The organism is Sphingobium sp. BHU LFT2 (genome assembly GCF_018604485.1).
In the GTDB taxonomy this organism is placed as follows: Bacteria; Pseudomonadota; Alphaproteobacteria; order Sphingomonadales; family Sphingomonadaceae; genus Sphingobium; species Sphingobium yanoikuyae_A.
Genome location: NZ_JAFCGW010000014.1, coordinates 106,329 through 122,700, shown reverse-complemented (window position 1 = coordinate 122,700; position 16,372 = coordinate 106,329). Strand labels below are relative to the sequence as shown.

The following is a 16,372-nucleotide window of genomic DNA, read 5'->3' as shown; positions in this document are numbered from 1 at the left end:
GGGTGATTGGTCATTCGCCAAGATTCAAATAGTACCTTGTGTGCTTGAGTTCCCCATCCTTGCGAAGAGCTCCTAACTCAACCAATTCTGCGAGATCGCGAGTGGCCGTCGCGGGGGCTGCGTCGGTGATGGTCCGGTAGTTCGCCGCGCTCAGGCCACCCCTAAAGCCGTCCGGGCCTTCGGCGAACATCCGGATCAGGGCCTTCTCCTGCCGTGCGTTGATCCGACTGCGGAGGCGGTCGAGCAGCTTTGCCTTCGCCAGGAGGAAATGAACGCGATCCCGTGTGCGCTGCTGCGCCGCAAGCGCAATATCGGAGAACCATTCGAGCCATTCGTCGATCCGGTTCGACAAACTCGCCCGTTGAAGCTGGGCATAATAGTCTTTGCGCTCGCGCTGGACGGTCTCTGCGAGAGCGGTAATCGCAGGCGTGTCGAGCCCTTGGGCCAAAGCCTTTTCCGCAATCGCGCGGCCGAGGCGCCCGTTGCCATCTTCGAAGGGGTGAATGGACTCGAACCATAAATGAGCAATGCCGGCTCGCGTCAATGCGCTCACCGGTGAAGGCCCCGTCGGCCCAGTATCGTTAAACCACGCAATGAATGCGTCCATCTCGCCTGGCACCGCTTGCGATGGCGGAGCTTCGAAATGCACCTTCGGCGCGTGCAGGGCTCCCGATACGACCTGCATGGGATCGGCATGTGTTCGATATCGGCCTATGTCGGCGAGGTCCCGCCTACCGTTCATAAGTAAGGCGTGCCAATGGAACAGCATGGCATCGCTGACCGGCTCGCCATAGCTGCGGAAGAGATTCGCCATGAGTTCAGCAGCGCCCGCTTCGGCGGCGTTGGCGCGGCGGTGGTCGGCCTTAATTCCCAGGTGCTTCGCGACGGAGGACTGCACGCTCGCACGATCAAGGATCTCTCCCTCAATTGCAGAGCTATCCACAGCTTCCTGTGCCATCAGTTCGATGAAAAGGGTCTGACGATCATCGGCATCGAAATGAGCCATGACACCGATCAAAATGCCGGCACCCTTCAGAAACTGGTCCTCACGCCCTCTCAGACGCGTCGCGTCATAGGCGAAGTTCGGCCAATCAGGTTGTTGCCAATTCCAACGCATGATCGACAGCACTCCTTTCTATCGATCACAATATCGCGCAATATGATTTATATAAACGCTTTTTATCGCTCAGCTTTGTGAATCGGCGTGCAAAAAGGACCCCGTTAGCGGGGTGATCGACGTCTAAAAGGGACCCCTCATTTCGATAGCTTACACAGCCGCGTGGAAGTTCATGCGGCGAGATCGGGATGTTGGTTTTGGAGACAGTGGTTCGTATCCGGCGTGAGTATGCCGGCGGGAAGGCGATCAAGGCGATCGCACGTGATCTGCATGTGTCGCGGAAGGTAATCCGCAAGGCGATCCGGGCGCCGGAAGGCGCATTTGATTATCGACGCAAGGTTCAGCCGCTGCCGCGGATCGGTCCGTTTCAGGATCGGCTGGATGTGCTGCTGGAAGAGAACGAGTTACGGGGCCGACGTGACCGGCTTCGGATGACCCGTATCCACGACCTTCTGGTGCGTGAGGGTTTCGAGGGTTCTTACGATGCCGTGCGCCGCTATGCGGCACGGTGGAAGATCGAGCGGCGCAGGGATGTCGGAGACGGGACGACTGCCTTTATTCCGATGCTGTTCCAGCCCGGCGAGGCCTACCAGTTCGACTGGAGCCACGAGGATGTCGAGATCGCCGGCAAGCCGATGCGGGTAAAGGTCGCGCACATGCGGCTGTGCGCATCGCGGGCTGTGTATGTCCGGGCCTATCCACGCGAGGCGCAGGAGATGCTGTTCGACGCGCATGCGCGCGGCTTTGCCTTCTTCGGCGGCGTGCCCCGGCGCGGCATCTACGATAATATGAAGACGGCGGTGACGAGCGTGTTCACCGGCAAGGACCGGGTGTTCAACCGGCGGTTCCTGATCATGGCCGACCATTATATGGTCGAGCCCACGGCCTGCTCGCCGGCGGCGGGATGGGAGAAGGGTCAGGTCGAGAACCAGGTGCAGACGATCCGAGGGCGTTTCTTCCAGCCCCGTCTGCGGTTCGCCAGCCTCGAGGAGCTCAATGGCTGGCTGGAAGCTGAGTGCCGACGCTGGGCCGAACGGCAGGCCCATCCTGAGCAGGGCGACCAGACCGTGGCGCAGATGCTGGAGATGGAACGTCCTGCATTACAGTCGATGCTTGGGCCGTTCGACGGCTTCAACGAGAGCGAGCACGGCGTGTCGGGCACCTGCCTGATCAGCTACGATCGCAACCGTTACTCGGTCCTCTCGACGGTGGCGCGGCGCACGGTGCAGGTTCGGGCCTATGCCGACCGCATTGTCGTGCGATGCGGCGATGAGGTCGTCGCTGAGCATCCCCGCTTCTTCGGGCGGAACCGCACCATCTATGATCCCTGGCACTATCTGCCGGTGCTGGCCCGCAAGCCCGGCGCTTTACGCAACGGCGCACCCTTCCAGGACTGGGAACTGCCGCCGGCGCTCGCCCGGCTGCGACGCAAGCTGGGCAACGGCGATGATGCCGACCGGCGGTTCGTGCGCGTGCTGGCGGCCGTGCTGACCGATGGCCTGGAACTCGTCGAAGCCGCCGTGCGGGAGGCACTGGCAACCGGCACGGCGAGCGACGACTTGATCCTCAATATCCTGGCACGGCGCCGCGAACCGCCGCGACCGGTGACGATCGTCACGTCGGAGGACAATGCCCTGCGGCATCCGCCGATCGCCGACTGTGCCCGTTACGACCAACTGAGGAACTTCCATGCAGCGGCATGACATGATCGACGCGATGCGCGGGCTCGGACTCAAAGGGATGGCCGGCGCGTTCGATGAGGCCGTCACCACAGGGCTTCAGCGCCAGCGCACGACGATGGAGATACTGACCGATCTGCTGCGTGCGGAGGCAACGCACCGCCACGCCGCCTCGATCCGATACCGGATGGCGGCCGCCAAGCTGCCGGTGGTGAAGGACATTGATGCTTTCCACGTCGAGGGGACGCCGATCAACGAGGGGCTGGTCCGTTCGCTGCACGGCGGGGCGTTCCTGCCCGCACGGCGCAATGTCGTCCTGGTCGGTGGCACCGGCACCGGCAAGACCCATCTGGCCATCGCCATCACCGCCAATGTGGTCCGCGCCGGGGCGCGGGGGCGTTACTTCAACACCGTGGATCTGGTGACCCGCCTCGAAGAGGAAGCCCGGATCGGCAAAAGCGGCGCGCTTGCCGCCCAGCTCTCTCGCCTCGACCTCGTCGTGCTCGATGAGCTTGGCTATCTTCCCTTCGCCCGTTCAGGCGGGCAGTTGCTGTTCCATCTGGTCAGCAAACTTTACGAGCAAACCAGCGTCATCATCACGACCAACCTGGCGTTCGGGGAATGGCCGACGGTGTTCGGCGACCCCAAGATGACCACCGCTCTCCTCGATCGCGTCACCCACCATTGCGACATCATCGAGACCGGCAATGACAGCTGGCGCTTCAAGAACCGAAACTGATCTCCGCCGCACGCCGGGATTAAGATGCTTTGCGCTGCGCGCGCCTCCGGTCGGGCTCCGCCCTCCCTACGCCGCGCGCAGCGCAAGGCGCGTTCCTCGACCGTCCTGCCATCGTTGAGAGGGGGTCCCTTTTGCGCGCCGATCGGGGGTCCCGTTTGCACGCCGATTGACACGCCGCGCGGCCTAAGACCAGAAAACTACCCTCAACCAGAGGCCGCGCGGCATAATCCGGGTCGCGGCATTATGGCCAATTTTATGGAGTGCGGTGCGATACCAGTTGACTGGTTCGAAATAGACTTCCCGTGGCGGCATCACGATATGATCGAAGGCCGGAGCATAATTGGCTTCAGGCCAGACGAGGGTTCGCCAATGCTTCAAGAGAGGAATCGAAGGAAAGCCTGGTGTCGCCGCGTCTAATCAAAATGAGGAGAAACGGTCAGAGCCTCCGGACGCATTTGCGCCGTAGCGCCAGACGCTTGGCCACCAACCCTGTTTGGATTTCCGAAATGGAGCTATCTCAAAAGCCGCGGATCGATCTGGAATGGCTCGTTCCGAATGATGGTTACTCCTGCCATCTCTGGATGGAGCACATTGATGAGGGCATTCCATTCCTGAGGGACGACGACGCTTCGAACCTGCATGACAAGATGCTTGCATGTCTTCAGAAACAAATTGCCGGCTTCCAAACAAGTGTCATCGTCCGGCGGGCTTGGATCGAGCCTTTGAATCGACGCGCCGTCGGGAACCTCGATGGTCAGAAGACGCAGATCATCGGGAAGCAATTCGGGAGGCACATCTAGGTGAACGAGCACCTCCAGAACGGCGAGACTGGGTGTAGCCGCAGCATAGACCATCGGCCTGCCCGCAGAATTCCAGCGCCCACCCCAAAGACGAGCCCCCTCGCCATCGAGCGCAACATGGGCAGCCTTGCACAAACGGTAGAGGATCACGCAGCGATACCGTGCCCGATCCGACCAAGCAAAGCCTCAACTGCGCGCGCGCCACGATCGGTGTCCGCCATAGCCAAAGGGGTTTCGCCATCCAATGCGCGGCTCTGACGATTGAGCCATTCCTGTGCCTTGTCGACATCGCCGAAGGTTTCTTCGGCTGCCGCTACAATGCTCACTACCCGCAGAAGACGATCGGATTCATCCTGCTCTAACAATTGCTCATATTTCTTGCGGCGCTTGAAAGTCCGAAGGCTGAGCACCTTGGACTCGAGCGCATTGAAGTTGAGACCTGACGTGACCAGGAAATGATCGACTGCTTGTGTCGGTATTCCTCGACGAATTAGCCGTACGATATCCCGCTCATTGTGGAGCGGGCCGGTCAAAGCCTCTCCACCAAGCAACTCCTGAATACGTTCCACCGACATGCGTGTCTCACAAAATGCCGACTTCGCTTCGGCAAACTGCAATCTAGTCGAAAGTCCCACCTTCTTCAAGTCGTCAAGCGTTACCCACGGCTGAGAACTGCTTGGGGCGCAGCGGGCATCAATCGCCTATCATCGCGACCTGGGGCTACCGCTCTGTCACTCCTAGCCGCCCAGCCAGAGGAGATTAGAGGGACTCGCTCGACAGAGCCTGCTCGAGGCGTCCCAACGACACCAATACCTGACCAGCTTCTGTATCGAGCACCCGAGCGATCTCGAAAAATATATCCCAGGTTGCCCTCAACCGCCCCATGAGTTCGCGAGGGAAAGGAGCTCATCCTATTGCTTAGGCCGTGATTACAGCCACTGCAATAGGCAGCCAATCTGCTCCTGCCGAGATCCGAGGCAGTTGCACGACCGACATTATGCCAGGATTGCCAGTGGCGGGCAGACCCATGCAAGAAGTCATAGAAATGCCGGAAATATCCGAAGGCGATCGCCTCCACGAACTTAAGGCTCGTCAGCTGAAAATGCTGGAGAAGGTCAAGACGAATCGGGCGCAATTGCGCAAGCGCTATGCGCATATCGTCCGAAGCCTTCTGGTGGAGCGGATGAGAAGGCATGCCGGGACCACAGCTTTGGGCCCCCCGTCGAAACACCATATTGTCGCAGCTTGTAGGAGACAGCCCTGGCTAAAACCCGCCGCTTCGATCCAGCAGCTGGATGGCGCAGTCTGGTCGTGACGCGTCGCCCTGCTGGAACCGCTTAACCATTTGGGAGACAGGACGCCCCTCAGCCGAGGCTTCCAGCAAACCGTTCGGCCAAGCGTTGTCGCTTGAACGCCTGGGCAATCCAGTCCACGAACACTCTCGTTTTGCTGGGAACAAGCGTGCGGGAAGCGTAGTATATCGAAATCGCGCCGGCATCTGCATACCAGCGCGGCAGGAGCCGCACGAGGGTCCCATTCTCCAGGTCTGTCGCAATGTCCGGTATGGCCACCATTGTGACGCCGAGCCCCAGAAGTGCTGCCTCTCGCATTGCGGTCGGATCGTTGACAATGATCGTCTCCGAAAGAGGGGCCGCCTGCTCGGCACCCATCACATCACGCATCGACCAGTGGCGGATGCGGCCGGTCTTGAGTGATCGCATGACGATTCCGTCCAGTGTGCCGAGCCCAGCAGGATCGATCGGGAGCAACCGGTCTTTTAAATAGGCCGGAGAGGCAACCGGCACGATATGCGCGGGCGCAAGCGTTCGCGCGACAATCCCCGGGGTCAGATCGAACCCACCGCCGATCGCCACGTCGTAGCCCTCGGCCACGAGATCCACCGGTCGGTTCTCGAAATGCCACTCCGGCCGCACCTTTGGATAGCGAGCGAGGAAGCCGGGCAGGACCGGCAGGATGTGCGTGATGCCAAGTGTTGGCGGCAGGCTGACTTTTAGCGTGCCTACAGGTTCGCCTTCCCGCACAGCTACCCCGGCGATCGCGGCCTGAATGCCTTCGAGATTGCCCGAGACTGCCAGGCGAAAGGCCTCGCCGCCCTCTGTCAGGGTCAGTTTGCGCGTCGAACGGTGAAACAGGCGGATGCCAAGATTGCGCTCCAGCATCGCCACGTTGCGGCTGACGGCAGCCGGCGTCAGCGCCAGCCGACGAGCAGCTTCCGAGAAGCTGCTATGTTCGGCGCTGCGTACGAAGCTTTCGAGATTGGCCAGCGTTTCCATACCCTATCTTCAACAGATCGTTGAAAGACAAGCAAGCCATCTTCGACTTATCCGAAGAAGCGATGTCCGCCATCTTTGCCGCAACACGAACGGAGTGAAGATGATGACCACGACTGCACACCCTCTTCTCGGCAAAGTTGCCATAGTGACCGGCGGATCGCGCGGCATCGGCGCGGCGATCGTCCGACGCTTAGCCCGCGACGGCGCGGACATCGTCTTCAGCTATGCAACCTCGCACGAACAGGCCGAAGGCATCGTTCGTGAGATCGAGGGCCTGGGGCGTCGCTCTATCGCGATCCGCGCCGATCAGGCGGAGCCGGGCGAAGTGGCCGGGCTTGTCCGGCAAGCGCATGAGCGGTTCGGCCGCATCGATATCCTCGTCAACTCGGCGGGTGTCTTCGTGACGGGCATGGTCGACGATATATTGGCCGACACGGCCTCGTTCGATCGCCAGCTCGACATCAACGTTCGGGGCGTCGCCGCTGCCGTTCGTGCGGCTGCACCGATGATGACGGACGGCGGCCGGATCGTCTCGATCGGCACGACCGGCGCGGTACACGTGCCCTTTGCCGGTGCCGCCGACTATGTCGCGAGCAAGGCGGCGGTGGCGGCGTATACGCGGGGATGGGCCCGCGACCTGGGCCCGCGTAACATCACCGTGAACGTGATCCAGCCGGGCGCCATCAATACCGACATGAATCCCGAGACAGGGCCTTTCGCCGCCAGATTGAACGGGTTGGCCGCGCTCGGCCGCTACGGCCAGCCGGAGGACATTGCCGGCGCCGTCGCATTCCTGGTCGGTCCCGACGGCGCCTACATCACCGGTGCCACGCTCAATGTCGATGGCGGTCAGTCGGCCTGAACTCCCTACATTTTGAAAGGATACAACTATGCAAAGCATCGGCATAATTGGCGCGGGCCTGATCGGCCGGGCCATCGCCACTCAACTGGCGCGGCATCGCATTGCAGCGACCATCGCCAACAGCCGTGGACCGGAAAGTCTCTCGTCTCTCGTCGCCGAACTCGCGCCTTCGATCACCGCTGGTACACGTCAAGAGGCTGCATCGAAAGACATCGTATTTGTAGCGGTCAACTGGTCGAAATTGGGGCTGGCGCTTGGCGGCCTGCCGGATTTCACTGGGCGGATTGTGATCGACACGAACAACCCGATCGAGGCGCCGCTGTTCAAACCTTTCGACCTCGGCGGACGCTCGTCGTCGGAGGTGGTTGCTGATCTGGTGCCGGGCGCGCGCATTGTGAAAGCGTTCAATCATCTGCTCGCAGCGACACTGGCGGCCGATCCTGCTGCAGACGGTGGAAGGCGGGTGCTGTTCTTGTCGGGCGACGATGTCTCGGCCAAGGCGGAGGTTGGCGCGCTGATCGAGACACTGGGCTTCTTCGGCATCGACCTCGGTTCGCTCGCAGTCGGCAGCCGCCTAGTCCAGTTTCCCGGCGGCCCGCTGCCCGCGCACAATCTCGTCAGGATCGACTGATCGCCAATTTAAAAAGTGAGTTTCACGATGTCCGCAAGCCCGCCGCCCGAAATTACGCCGATCGAGCAAGACTATGATCATCTGCTCCGCTCCAATCTGGAGCGCGTGTTCAACGAGCGCGAGCCGACCCGTCGGGCGCAGGCCATAGCCGAACTTTTTGTCGAGCAACCGATCCTGTACGAACCCGACGGAGTTGTTCATGGCAGGAAAGCGATCTCCGCAGTCGCCGGCGAGCTGCTGAAGCGGTTCGGACCAAACTTCGCGTTCGTGTCGGAAAAAGCCGCAATCGGTCACCACGGCATGGGTTCGCTGCGCTGGCATGCAGGTCCGCCAGAAGGCTCTCCGATTTTCACCGGCATCGACACGGCGGCCATTGTCGATGGGCGCATCGAGCAGCTCTGGGTTCTGCTTGACGCGTCGAAGTGAATAGGAGCTCTCGCGGCAAGAGCCATAGCTGGACACGCGCGTAATAGGTGTCGCTGCCGCGTAATCGGTCATCTGCTCATCTTTACTTGTGGGTCTCGCCGGAGCATGGATGGGCGCCAACGAATATCGGAAGGTGGGACATTCGAGACTGTCGTCTGTGGATGGCTCCCGCTCACGGCGTCTAAGTGCCAACATGGGTTGCTGTCATGCAAACCCGAGAAGGAGCCACCCATCATGGAGATTAAGACGATCGGCCTTGATTTGGCTAAGAGATCCTATGGGAGGTGAACGGCGTTTTTCAGGCTCACGCTAGCGGTGAGTTCTTCATTCGCAAGGCGCTACGACGATCGCAGATGCTGCCATTTATCGAGAAGCTGCCGCCTTGCCTGGTTGGCGCTGAAGCTTGTGGACCATCGCATCACTGGGCGCGCGAACTGACCAAGCTCGGCCATGAGGTGCAACTGATGCCGGCGGCTTATGTGAAACCTCACGAAAAGTGCGGAAAGAACGATGCTGCCGACGCTGTGGCGATCTGCGAAGCGATCACACGCCAGACAATGTGGTTTGTGCCTGCCCTCGATCAGCCGGGGTCAATCGCAGGTGGACAACAATAGCGGACCATCGACTGCCAGGAGGCGGAGATATATCCGCTGGACGACCGCAAGGGGTCGAGGGCGTAATAGACAGCTGCGCGCCCTTTGTCGCAGTCCAACGGGAAATTTGGGTTTGCTGGAAGCGGCACTCGCAAGATCAGCTGCTGGAAAAGCTGACGGTCGGCCGTCGACCACCTACTGACGGTTAGATGGACTCCACGCGCCTCAGGGCGTAGATTTTGAAAATGGCGAATGAGCTGGACAGCATCGTGGTCCGGGTGGACTGCCCAAAGTGCGGCAAGAAACTCAAAGTCTTTTACCGGACTATGCGGCTCCAGAAGGCCGTGGGTTGCTCTTGCGGCGCCGCGATCCGGCTAGCGAACGAGACCTCCATTGCGGACATTCAGCGTCTGATAGATCAGCAATACCCGCCTGTGGCTGATAATGACTGAGTGCGGAGCTTGTGGTGTCGGAGGTAAGCGCGGCGGACCTGCCGCAACGCATGGTGCCTATTGATCCACATGCCAATATCGGGCGCAAATTTGGCGACTAAAGTGGACGTGCGGCAAACGACCACTAATTGCCATTCAATTGTGATGATCTGCATCCTTAAATCGGCCGCTCATTCGCATGCCAAGTGGCAGACCGAAAGATCAAATCTGCAGAAAGTGGAGACTGCGGCTATTCGTAGAACTTGCCCGCGTAGATGATGTGAGCGCAGCGTTGCCACGGGTTCGCCTCTGGAGGCGGATGGCCTGTCAGCATCTTAATGTGCCCCCAAGCAGCGGCGGCACCTAGAACGGCATCAACAGTCCCATTTTCCCAACCAAGTTGGCCTGAGCCGTATTTGCCTGACGGGTTTTCGGCCTCAAGCTGCTGCTCAAGAGCGAAGTCGTTTGCCAAGGCCTCAACAAAGGCGATGAAGGTGCGTTCGTCGTGAACATCTTCTAGCATGGCATCAAGGTTTGGTGCATCGGCTTGTGCGCTCATTGGGCAATCATGGCGGGTCTGGCTAATGTCCGCAACTGGGACGGATTGTTGCTTGTTGTTTTTTAGCACGCAGCGTCGGCTATCGCCGGTCATATCCCCAAAACCAGACCGTCGCCTGTCCACCCATGATCGCCATTCTCGAAGCCGTTTGGTGCCCGGCGTTCCCGATAGCGGTCCATCCGCTGATGGACGAAAAAGCTGCCCGGCGCGAAGGCGACCAGAAGTTTCCGGTACATTGTAGATTCTTTGAACCCGCCAGATCCGAAGCCAGGATGGCGTTGAAGGGTGGGGAGCGGACTGTCGGAGATCAGTGTTGCGTTGATCGTGAAACCAATTGCGCGCGCGCTTGGTTTGTCTCGAGGATGACGCAATAAAGGATATCGATGATGCCCACGACACCCAAAACGACCGATGGCCCTGAGGACACCGGCGCTGGCGAGCGCACCAACCGGAAGGCCGCGCAGAAGGTCTCGCCAGGAGATAGCAGCGCAACAATCGCGGGGGAAGGGCTGGGAAGCCCTGCCATACGGACCACAGACATTGAAGAGCCCGAGGCCCCGGCTCCAACGAGTGATCGCCCGGACAGAGGTCCGAGCGGTGCAGCGACAGCGGGCAGGTTTCCAGATAATTTACCCAAAAAGTCTCGAAGCTAAAGGCGAGAGCGATTGCGGTGACGGGTGCGCTTCATATCGTCAGCTTTCTGATTGTTGGGATGCCTCGTAGGCATCGATTGTAATATCTGCCGCTTTGTATTCGGAAATTATAGCGTAGAACGCAGTCTGACATGGCACCTAATGTGAGAGATTAGTCCAACTGTTTTCAACCATATTTGGGAAATCAGATAGTTTCATATGATCTACTTTCGCTGGATTTTCTGGCACTGGATAGTCCATAGCCTCAATGGCTGGAATAGCTGACCAAGCAGCAAAGTTCAGGTTTTCCGCTCAAAAAATCACGCTGACAAATGCTCCTATGGAGCAATTGGGGAGCGATTGTGCACCGGCTTACGCATGAAGCGGCACTATCCATACTCCAACTCGGCTAGCCGATGTGGAGTGTTCTTCTTCCGGCGATAGCCAGGCCGCAATAAGGCCACCAATCATCGCCAAAATACTTTCAAGCGCCGCACCCGCCAGTGGATTACCCGCTGCTTCCTTCAGGCGACCAAATACCTTGCGGCATAGGAGGTTACTGATCGGATGAATGAACCTCCCGCCGAAGAAGAGGACCGCAAAGCCACGCCCCGCTCCATTGCTCTGCACTATGACGGCCGCCGTCACCGTAGCCTCGTGGCGGAGCTTTTCCTTGGCCTGATCCGTCGATGCCGGCGGGGCGCGCTATAGGGCTATAGAGGGCGCTTGCGCGCGGATCGAGGCAAACGCCGAAGCAGTCAAAGCCTCAAGACTTTCGTCGGATTGGAAGCCAGCCTCTGCTGCTGATGGCGTTGCAAGAGCTGGCTGGGATCCGAACAGGCGTTGAACCTCAGGATCGGGCGCATAGCGGACCTGCGCCGGATCTGGAAACAGCTTTTGGATTAATTGCCCGATGGTGACATGCAGAGCCGGACAGGTGAGGCTGCTACCGTCCTCGATGTCGCAATGGAGCGCATGGATCAGGTTCCAGGCTGCCCGCCGCGCGGACAATATCCAGATGCTGGCATCTGCCGATACGGGCAGGGTTATCGGCCGCTGCTCCAGCGCCGCATGGAAGAGGTTGCTCATGAAGGCGGAAGCAAGACCGCTTGGCCCCGGGGGCCGGGCAACAATGCCGGGCAGGCGCAGTCCGATAGCTTTGACGCTGCCTCGACGAGCAAATTGCGGCAGCGCGATCTCTATCATGCGCTTATGTGCGCCATAGAGGGTGGCGGGCACAGGCACAGTCTCATCATCGACGGGTGAAGGCGTCGGCCCCAATATCGCGATAGAACTGGCATAGACGAAGCGGCACGCGTGCCGAATCTGGTCCAGATGCTCGAGAATGGCGAGCGGAGCATCGACATTGATACGGCGCGCGAATTCAGGTGCCTGCTCCGTCGCACCGCCGGGAACGGCGGCGAGATGGATGATGCGATCGACCCCTTCGAGCAGCGCGTCGAGGTGCTCCGTGGCTGCCAGGTCGAAGGCGACGGCTTCAAATTCGCTGCCGATCGGTATGGGTGGCACGTTTAGATCCGTCAGCCTGACAGCGCCATAGCCACCATCATCCGCCAACAGGCGCGCCACTTCGCGGCCGACAAAGCCGGATGCCCCGGTGACCAGCAGGGTCATGCCAGATCGTCGTCGAAGACGCCGACGATGAGGATGAAGGCGATCCGGCAAGGTGCGCCGGAACGGTTGATCCAGCCATGATTGGTGCCACGCTGAATGATGATGTCGCCTGCATGGGCAATGGTCTCGCCCTCGTCCATCATCAATGTGATGCTGCCCGAGAGCAGGATGCCGTAATCGATCGAACGGGTCCGATGGAAACTGGCATGCCGATCGGATGTCTTGCCGACATGCGCGTCGCTGCCGCCGATCGCATCGAACACGGCATCGAAATCCGCCCCGGCTTGCTCCGGCGGGATATCAAGGACACGGATACGCGTTCCCCCCGGCGGCGGCGCCAACAGCAAATGCGTTTCTGCAGGTTCGGCGTCGTTCCGATCAAGAATGGCGGGTGTCTGCCTGGTGTTCCAGACTTCGTGGAACACCAGGCCCTCCTCCCCCAGATTGTCGAAAACCCGGACTGGAGGCGCATCGCTGGCGATGCGCGATCGTCCATCTGCATCATGGCCGGTTACGATCCGACGGAATGAGGTGCCGGGTTCTGTACCCATATATTCTCCTGACGCTCGCTCGAGCCAGGGGCTGACGCGCGAGCGGATTTGGGATCGACTAGAAGCGGAAACCGGCGCGCACGCCATAGGTGCGGGGCGGCCTGAGCTGGTTGTAAATGACGCCGGGCTTCGCCGGACTCTGCAGCGAATTGGCAAACACCAGCTCATTCTCGATATTGTTGATGAAGCCGGTCAGGGAGAAATTGCCCGACGGGCTTTCGTAGGTGAGCCGCGCATTGGACATCATGTAGGAGCCCTGCCGCCCCAGCTCGAGGAAATCGAGCGAGAGATAGCGGGACGTTTCGATCCGCGTATCAGCTGCCGCAATCAGCTTGCCATGATCGCCAAGCTGGAAGCTATGTTCATAGCCCAGATTGAACACCCACCTGGGCGCGTTGACCAGCGGTCGGCCCGAACAATCCACATCATAGATGCGGGCAGCGGGCGAAGCGCCGGTCTGGCTCGTAGGGGTCACCGCGCAGCCGATGACGGGCGCCGTGCCGGTCGTCGAATAGGCCTGATAGGTCAGCTCATCATATTTGCTGTGCAGATACTGGATATTGGCTGAAAACTGGTCATTGCTCGTCGGCTGGAATAGCGCCTCCAGTTCAAGACCGTAGATGGTCGACTTGCCCGCATTTTCAGTGGTGAAGACCGGACCGTAGATCGCGCCCGCCGGCGTGCTGGCGATCTGGACCGGGCCCAGATGCGAAATCTGCTGGTCCTTATATTTCCAGAGGAACGCTTCCGCGTTCAGCTGAACCTTGTTGTCGAAAAAGCGATTCTTCGAGCCGATCGTGTAAGCAGTCATGTTTTCCGGCGCGGAATAATTACGCCCGGTTGCCGCAAACAGCGCGCCCGATTTGAAACCGGTGGCAACCGACGCGTACAGCAGCGAACGCGGTCCGGCATCATACTCCACGCCCGCCTTCCATGTGACCTTGTTGAAATCCACATCAGTATGCGGATAGCTGACGATATCGAGAATGATCCGGGTGAAATTGCCCTGGGCGGGATTGACGAAACCGACGAATGGCAGCGTATGCGCCTCGGTCGCCTGGCGTTTCGCATCGGTTGTATAACGCAGCCCGCCTGTCAGCCGGAATCTGTCCGTTACCGAAAAAGTCGCCTGACCGAAGGCTGCGAGGCTTTCGGTATCCAGCTCCGAGTTTATCCGGGTGCCATTGCTGGCCTGGTCGAATAGCTGCCGGGCGCTCACGTCCTCGGCGAAATAATAGCCGCCCAACACCCATTCGAGGGGGCCGCTATGCCCGCCCAGTCGGGTCTCGAGCGACATCTGGCTCGACTTCTCCTGGACGTCGATCATGAAGCTGGACGCATAGGAGCGAAAGTCGAGGTCCGTCTTGCGATAGGCGGGAATGACGGTGAGCGTCGCAAAGCCGAGATCCGCGTTGAGCGTCAGCGCTGCGCCGAAGAAGTCATTATCCTGATAGCCATCATCGCTGGCGATCGCCTGGGGGACCGGCGGCGTTGGCGAGCGAGCCACATAGGCGGCGATGACACGGGGATCGCTGGGCCCGAGCCGATGCTTCCCGTCGAGCAGCGGCATGATCGTGCCGCCCGAGCCCATTCCGCCCACATGCGCATAATCGACCGACAAGGTGGCATCGAGGCCGGTGCCGGTCTCGCCACGCAATTGGGCGCGGACGGCCTGGGTATCCTCGTCATCATAGCCATCGCTATAATAGCCGTCGCGCTTCACATATTGGCCTGCAACACGCAAAGCGAGCTTCTCGCCCAGGGGCAGGTTGAGCGCGGCCGAACCCTTGATGGCATCGTAATTGCCATATTCCGCATTGATATATCCCGACGCCTCCCCAAGCTTGGGCTTGGCGGTGATGACGTTGACGGCGCCGCCGGTGGCGTTGCGACCATAAAGCGTGCCCTGCGGGCCCTTGAGCACCTCGACGCGCTCAAGATCATAGAAGAGGCCGGCCGGTGCGGCGGGACGGGACAGATAGACCCCATCGAGATTAAAGGCGACGCCCTGCTCTGCAAAGGCATTGGCGCCAAAAGTGCCGACGCCGCGCAGATAGATCTGGGTGAAGGAAGCCGCAGGCGCCACCTGGAGCGCGGGCACGACCCGGGTGAGATCATTGGCTTGGGTGATGCTCTGCTGGACGAGCGTATCGCCGGCCACTGCGCTGACGGCTATCGCCGCCTTCTGCAGATTTTCGCTACGCCGCTGCGCGGTAACGATGATGTCGGCGATGCCGGAAGTCTCGGTTTGCACCGCCTCGCCGTTGGCCTGCTCCTGCGCCAGGGCCGGCGTAACCGGGATCAATATCGCTGCAGCCGTCGCTAGTAGGGCCACCTTCATGCCTGACTCCTCTCCTGATAAGCGCGCCTGGTTCGACGCATCTGTGAGGAAACAGTAGCGGCTTCATCCTCTATAAGTTAAATCGTTTGATATTATCGTTATCCAATCACAAAATGGATGGATCATGCGCTTCCGCGGTCTCGACCTCAATCTTCTGGCCGTCTTCGAAGGGCTCATGCAGACGCATTCGGTGTCCGGCGCAGCGCGGCAAATGCACCTGAGCCAGCCCGCCATGAGTGCCGCCCTGGCCCGGCTGCGTGACTATTTCGGCGATCCACTGTTGGTGATCCATGGCAAACGCATGTATCCGACCGCCTTTGCAGAAAGTCTGGCGCCGCTGGTGCGTGAATGCCTGGGCGGGATTGAGACCCTCCTTGCGACATCGGCTTCCTTTGACCCGGCTGTTTCGCAACGAACCTTCAAGGTCATTGCGTCCGACTATGTGATCACGGCGCTCGTGGCGCCCTTGATGGCGGACCTGTCCACCCTGGCCCCCGGCGTGAGGCTGCAACTGATCTCGCCCGATCAGCACAGCCCTGAACTCATCGGGGATGGAAAGGCGGATCTGATGATCAGCCCGCGCGAATTTCTCTCCGCCGATCATCCGACAGAATTGCTGTTCGAGGAAGAGCATGTGGTGGTGGGATGGGACGAGAACCCGTTACTTCAGGCTCCCATCAACGAAGCGAGATTTCTGGGAGCTGGACATGTTGGCGTCGCCATTGGTTCCCGGTCCAATATCGCCTTTGCCGATCGACATCTGGCGCTGATGGGCAAGCATCGCCGGATCGAGATATCAACCTCGTCCTTCACAACCGTTCCCTGGCTGTTGGTGGGAACCCAGCGCCTGGCAGTCATGCATGAGCGGCTGGCGCGGGCGGCTATACGCCTCTTTCCGCTTAGGTCGATGCCCATGCCTTTTGCCTTCCCTGTGATGCAGGAGCTTGTCCAGTTCCATCAGACGCGCGCAGCTGATGAAGGGCTCAGCTGGCTTCGTGATCAATTGCGCCGAATAGCCTCCCATCCACAAGATGGATAAATTCCGATCCAAACAATCGAATTTTGATATTCAAAAGCGCGGC

At 60.0% G+C, this 16,372-nt stretch carries 18 protein-coding genes and 1 pseudogene; 8 read left to right on the top strand and 11 right to left on the bottom strand.

Annotated features, from left to right (window positions below; genetic code table 11):
* Positions 1–10: 10 nt before the first annotated feature.
* Complete coding sequence (locus JQK15_RS21435) at positions 11–1,117, bottom strand: Fic family protein (protein WP_214867685.1); 1,107 nt, start codon at positions 1,115–1,117, stop codon at positions 11–13.
* Positions 1,118–1,305: 188 nt separating this feature from the next.
* On the opposite strand from JQK15_RS21435, the gene istA reads away from it, so the two are divergent.
* Positions 1,306–2,820, top strand: a complete 1,515-nt coding sequence (gene istA / locus JQK15_RS21430; protein ID WP_214867683.1) for an IS21 family transposase — start codon at positions 1,306–1,308, stop codon at positions 2,818–2,820.
* A complete protein-coding gene (gene istB / locus JQK15_RS21425) occupies positions 2,807–3,535 on the top strand; it encodes an IS21-like element helper ATPase IstB (protein ID WP_214867680.1) in 729 nt (242 codons plus the stop codon). Before istA ends, istB begins: the two co-directional genes overlap by 14 nt.
* 183 nt (positions 3,536–3,718) lie before the next feature.
* Here istB and JQK15_RS21420 read toward each other — a convergent pair whose 3' ends face one another.
* The 3 genes from JQK15_RS21420 to JQK15_RS21410 all read right to left on the bottom strand — a co-directional run bounded on the left by JQK15_RS21420 (position 3,719) and on the right by JQK15_RS21410 (position 4,910).
* Complete coding sequence (locus tag JQK15_RS21420) at positions 3,719–3,913, bottom strand: zincin-like metallopeptidase domain-containing protein (protein ID WP_285236591.1); 195 nt, start codon at positions 3,911–3,913, stop codon at positions 3,719–3,721.
* Positions 3,914–4,047: 134 nt separating this feature from the next.
* Positions 4,048–4,485, bottom strand: coding sequence for an RES family NAD+ phosphorylase (locus tag JQK15_RS21415; protein WP_214867678.1), 438 nt, complete (start codon positions 4,483–4,485; stop codon positions 4,048–4,050).
* Positions 4,482–4,910 (bottom strand): Xre family toxin-antitoxin system antitoxin, encoded by a 429-nt coding sequence (locus JQK15_RS21410; RefSeq protein ID WP_214867676.1) that lies wholly within the window; start codon positions 4,908–4,910, stop codon positions 4,482–4,484. The genes JQK15_RS21415 and JQK15_RS21410 overlap by 4 nt, the downstream gene beginning before the upstream one ends.
* 452 nt (positions 4,911–5,362) lie before the next feature.
* Here JQK15_RS21410 and JQK15_RS21405 point away from each other — a divergent pair, with 452 nt between their 5' ends.
* A complete protein-coding gene (locus JQK15_RS21405; RefSeq protein WP_214867674.1) occupies positions 5,363–5,650 on the top strand; it encodes a hypothetical protein in 288 nt (95 codons plus the stop codon).
* A gap of 49 nt (positions 5,651–5,699) precedes the next feature.
* Here JQK15_RS21405 and JQK15_RS21400 read toward each other — a convergent pair whose 3' ends face one another.
* Positions 5,700–6,629: a LysR family transcriptional regulator gene (locus JQK15_RS21400; protein WP_214867672.1), complete on the bottom strand. Its 930-nt coding sequence runs from the start codon at positions 6,627–6,629 to the stop codon at positions 5,700–5,702.
* 100 nt (positions 6,630–6,729) lie between these two features.
* On the opposite strand from JQK15_RS21400, the gene JQK15_RS21395 reads away from it, so the two are divergent.
* From JQK15_RS21395 to JQK15_RS21380, 4 genes and pseudogenes are all read left to right on the top strand, one after another.
* Entirely contained in the window at positions 6,730–7,491 is a 762-nt protein-coding gene (locus tag JQK15_RS21395) for an SDR family oxidoreductase (RefSeq protein WP_251007944.1), read from the top strand.
* A gap of 28 nt (positions 7,492–7,519) precedes the next feature.
* Positions 7,520–8,122: an NADPH-dependent F420 reductase gene (locus tag JQK15_RS21390; protein ID WP_214867670.1), complete on the top strand. Its 603-nt coding sequence runs from the start codon at positions 7,520–7,522 to the stop codon at positions 8,120–8,122.
* A gap of 27 nt (positions 8,123–8,149) precedes the next feature.
* Entirely contained in the window at positions 8,150–8,548 is a 399-nt protein-coding gene (locus JQK15_RS21385) for a nuclear transport factor 2 family protein (protein WP_214867668.1), read from the top strand.
* Positions 8,549–8,782: 234 nt separating this feature from the next.
* Positions 8,783–9,120 (top strand): annotated as a pseudogene (locus tag JQK15_RS21380) (IS110 family transposase); the annotation flags it as partial.
* Between the two features lie 702 nt (positions 9,121–9,822).
* Here JQK15_RS21380 and JQK15_RS21375 read toward each other — a convergent pair.
* The 6 genes from JQK15_RS21375 to JQK15_RS21350 all read right to left on the bottom strand — a co-directional run bounded on the left by JQK15_RS21375 (position 9,823) and on the right by JQK15_RS21350 (position 15,290).
* Entirely contained in the window at positions 9,823–10,131 is a 309-nt protein-coding gene (locus JQK15_RS21375; RefSeq protein ID WP_214867666.1) for a DUF7660 family protein, read from the bottom strand.
* 89 nt (positions 10,132–10,220) lie between these two features.
* Positions 10,221–10,367, bottom strand: a complete 147-nt coding sequence (locus JQK15_RS21370; protein WP_214867664.1) for a hypothetical protein — start codon at positions 10,365–10,367, stop codon at positions 10,221–10,223.
* 768 nt (positions 10,368–11,135) lie between these two features.
* Entirely contained in the window at positions 11,136–11,411 is a 276-nt protein-coding gene (locus JQK15_RS21365; RefSeq protein ID WP_214867662.1) for a hypothetical protein, read from the bottom strand.
* A 57-nt stretch (positions 11,412–11,468) separates the two neighbouring features.
* Positions 11,469–12,398, bottom strand: a complete 930-nt coding sequence (locus JQK15_RS21360; protein ID WP_214867661.1) for an NAD-dependent epimerase/dehydratase family protein — start codon at positions 12,396–12,398, stop codon at positions 11,469–11,471.
* On the bottom strand, positions 12,395–13,036 hold the full coding sequence (locus JQK15_RS21355) for a cupin domain-containing protein (RefSeq protein ID WP_353047244.1): 642 nt from the start codon (positions 13,034–13,036) through the stop codon (positions 12,395–12,397). The genes JQK15_RS21360 and JQK15_RS21355 overlap by 4 nt, the downstream gene beginning before the upstream one ends.
* The gene (locus tag JQK15_RS21350; RefSeq protein ID WP_214867659.1) at positions 13,008–15,290 is read right to left on the bottom strand and encodes a TonB-dependent receptor; all 2,283 of its coding nucleotides are present in this window, start codon (positions 15,288–15,290) and stop codon (positions 13,008–13,010) included. Before JQK15_RS21350 ends, JQK15_RS21355 begins: the two co-directional genes overlap by 29 nt.
* 124 nt (positions 15,291–15,414) lie before the next feature.
* On the opposite strand from JQK15_RS21350, the gene JQK15_RS21345 reads away from it, so the two are divergent.
* Complete coding sequence (locus tag JQK15_RS21345) at positions 15,415–16,329, top strand: LysR family transcriptional regulator (protein WP_214867657.1); 915 nt, start codon at positions 15,415–15,417, stop codon at positions 16,327–16,329.
* The last annotated feature ends 43 nt before the right edge of the window (positions 16,330–16,372 follow it).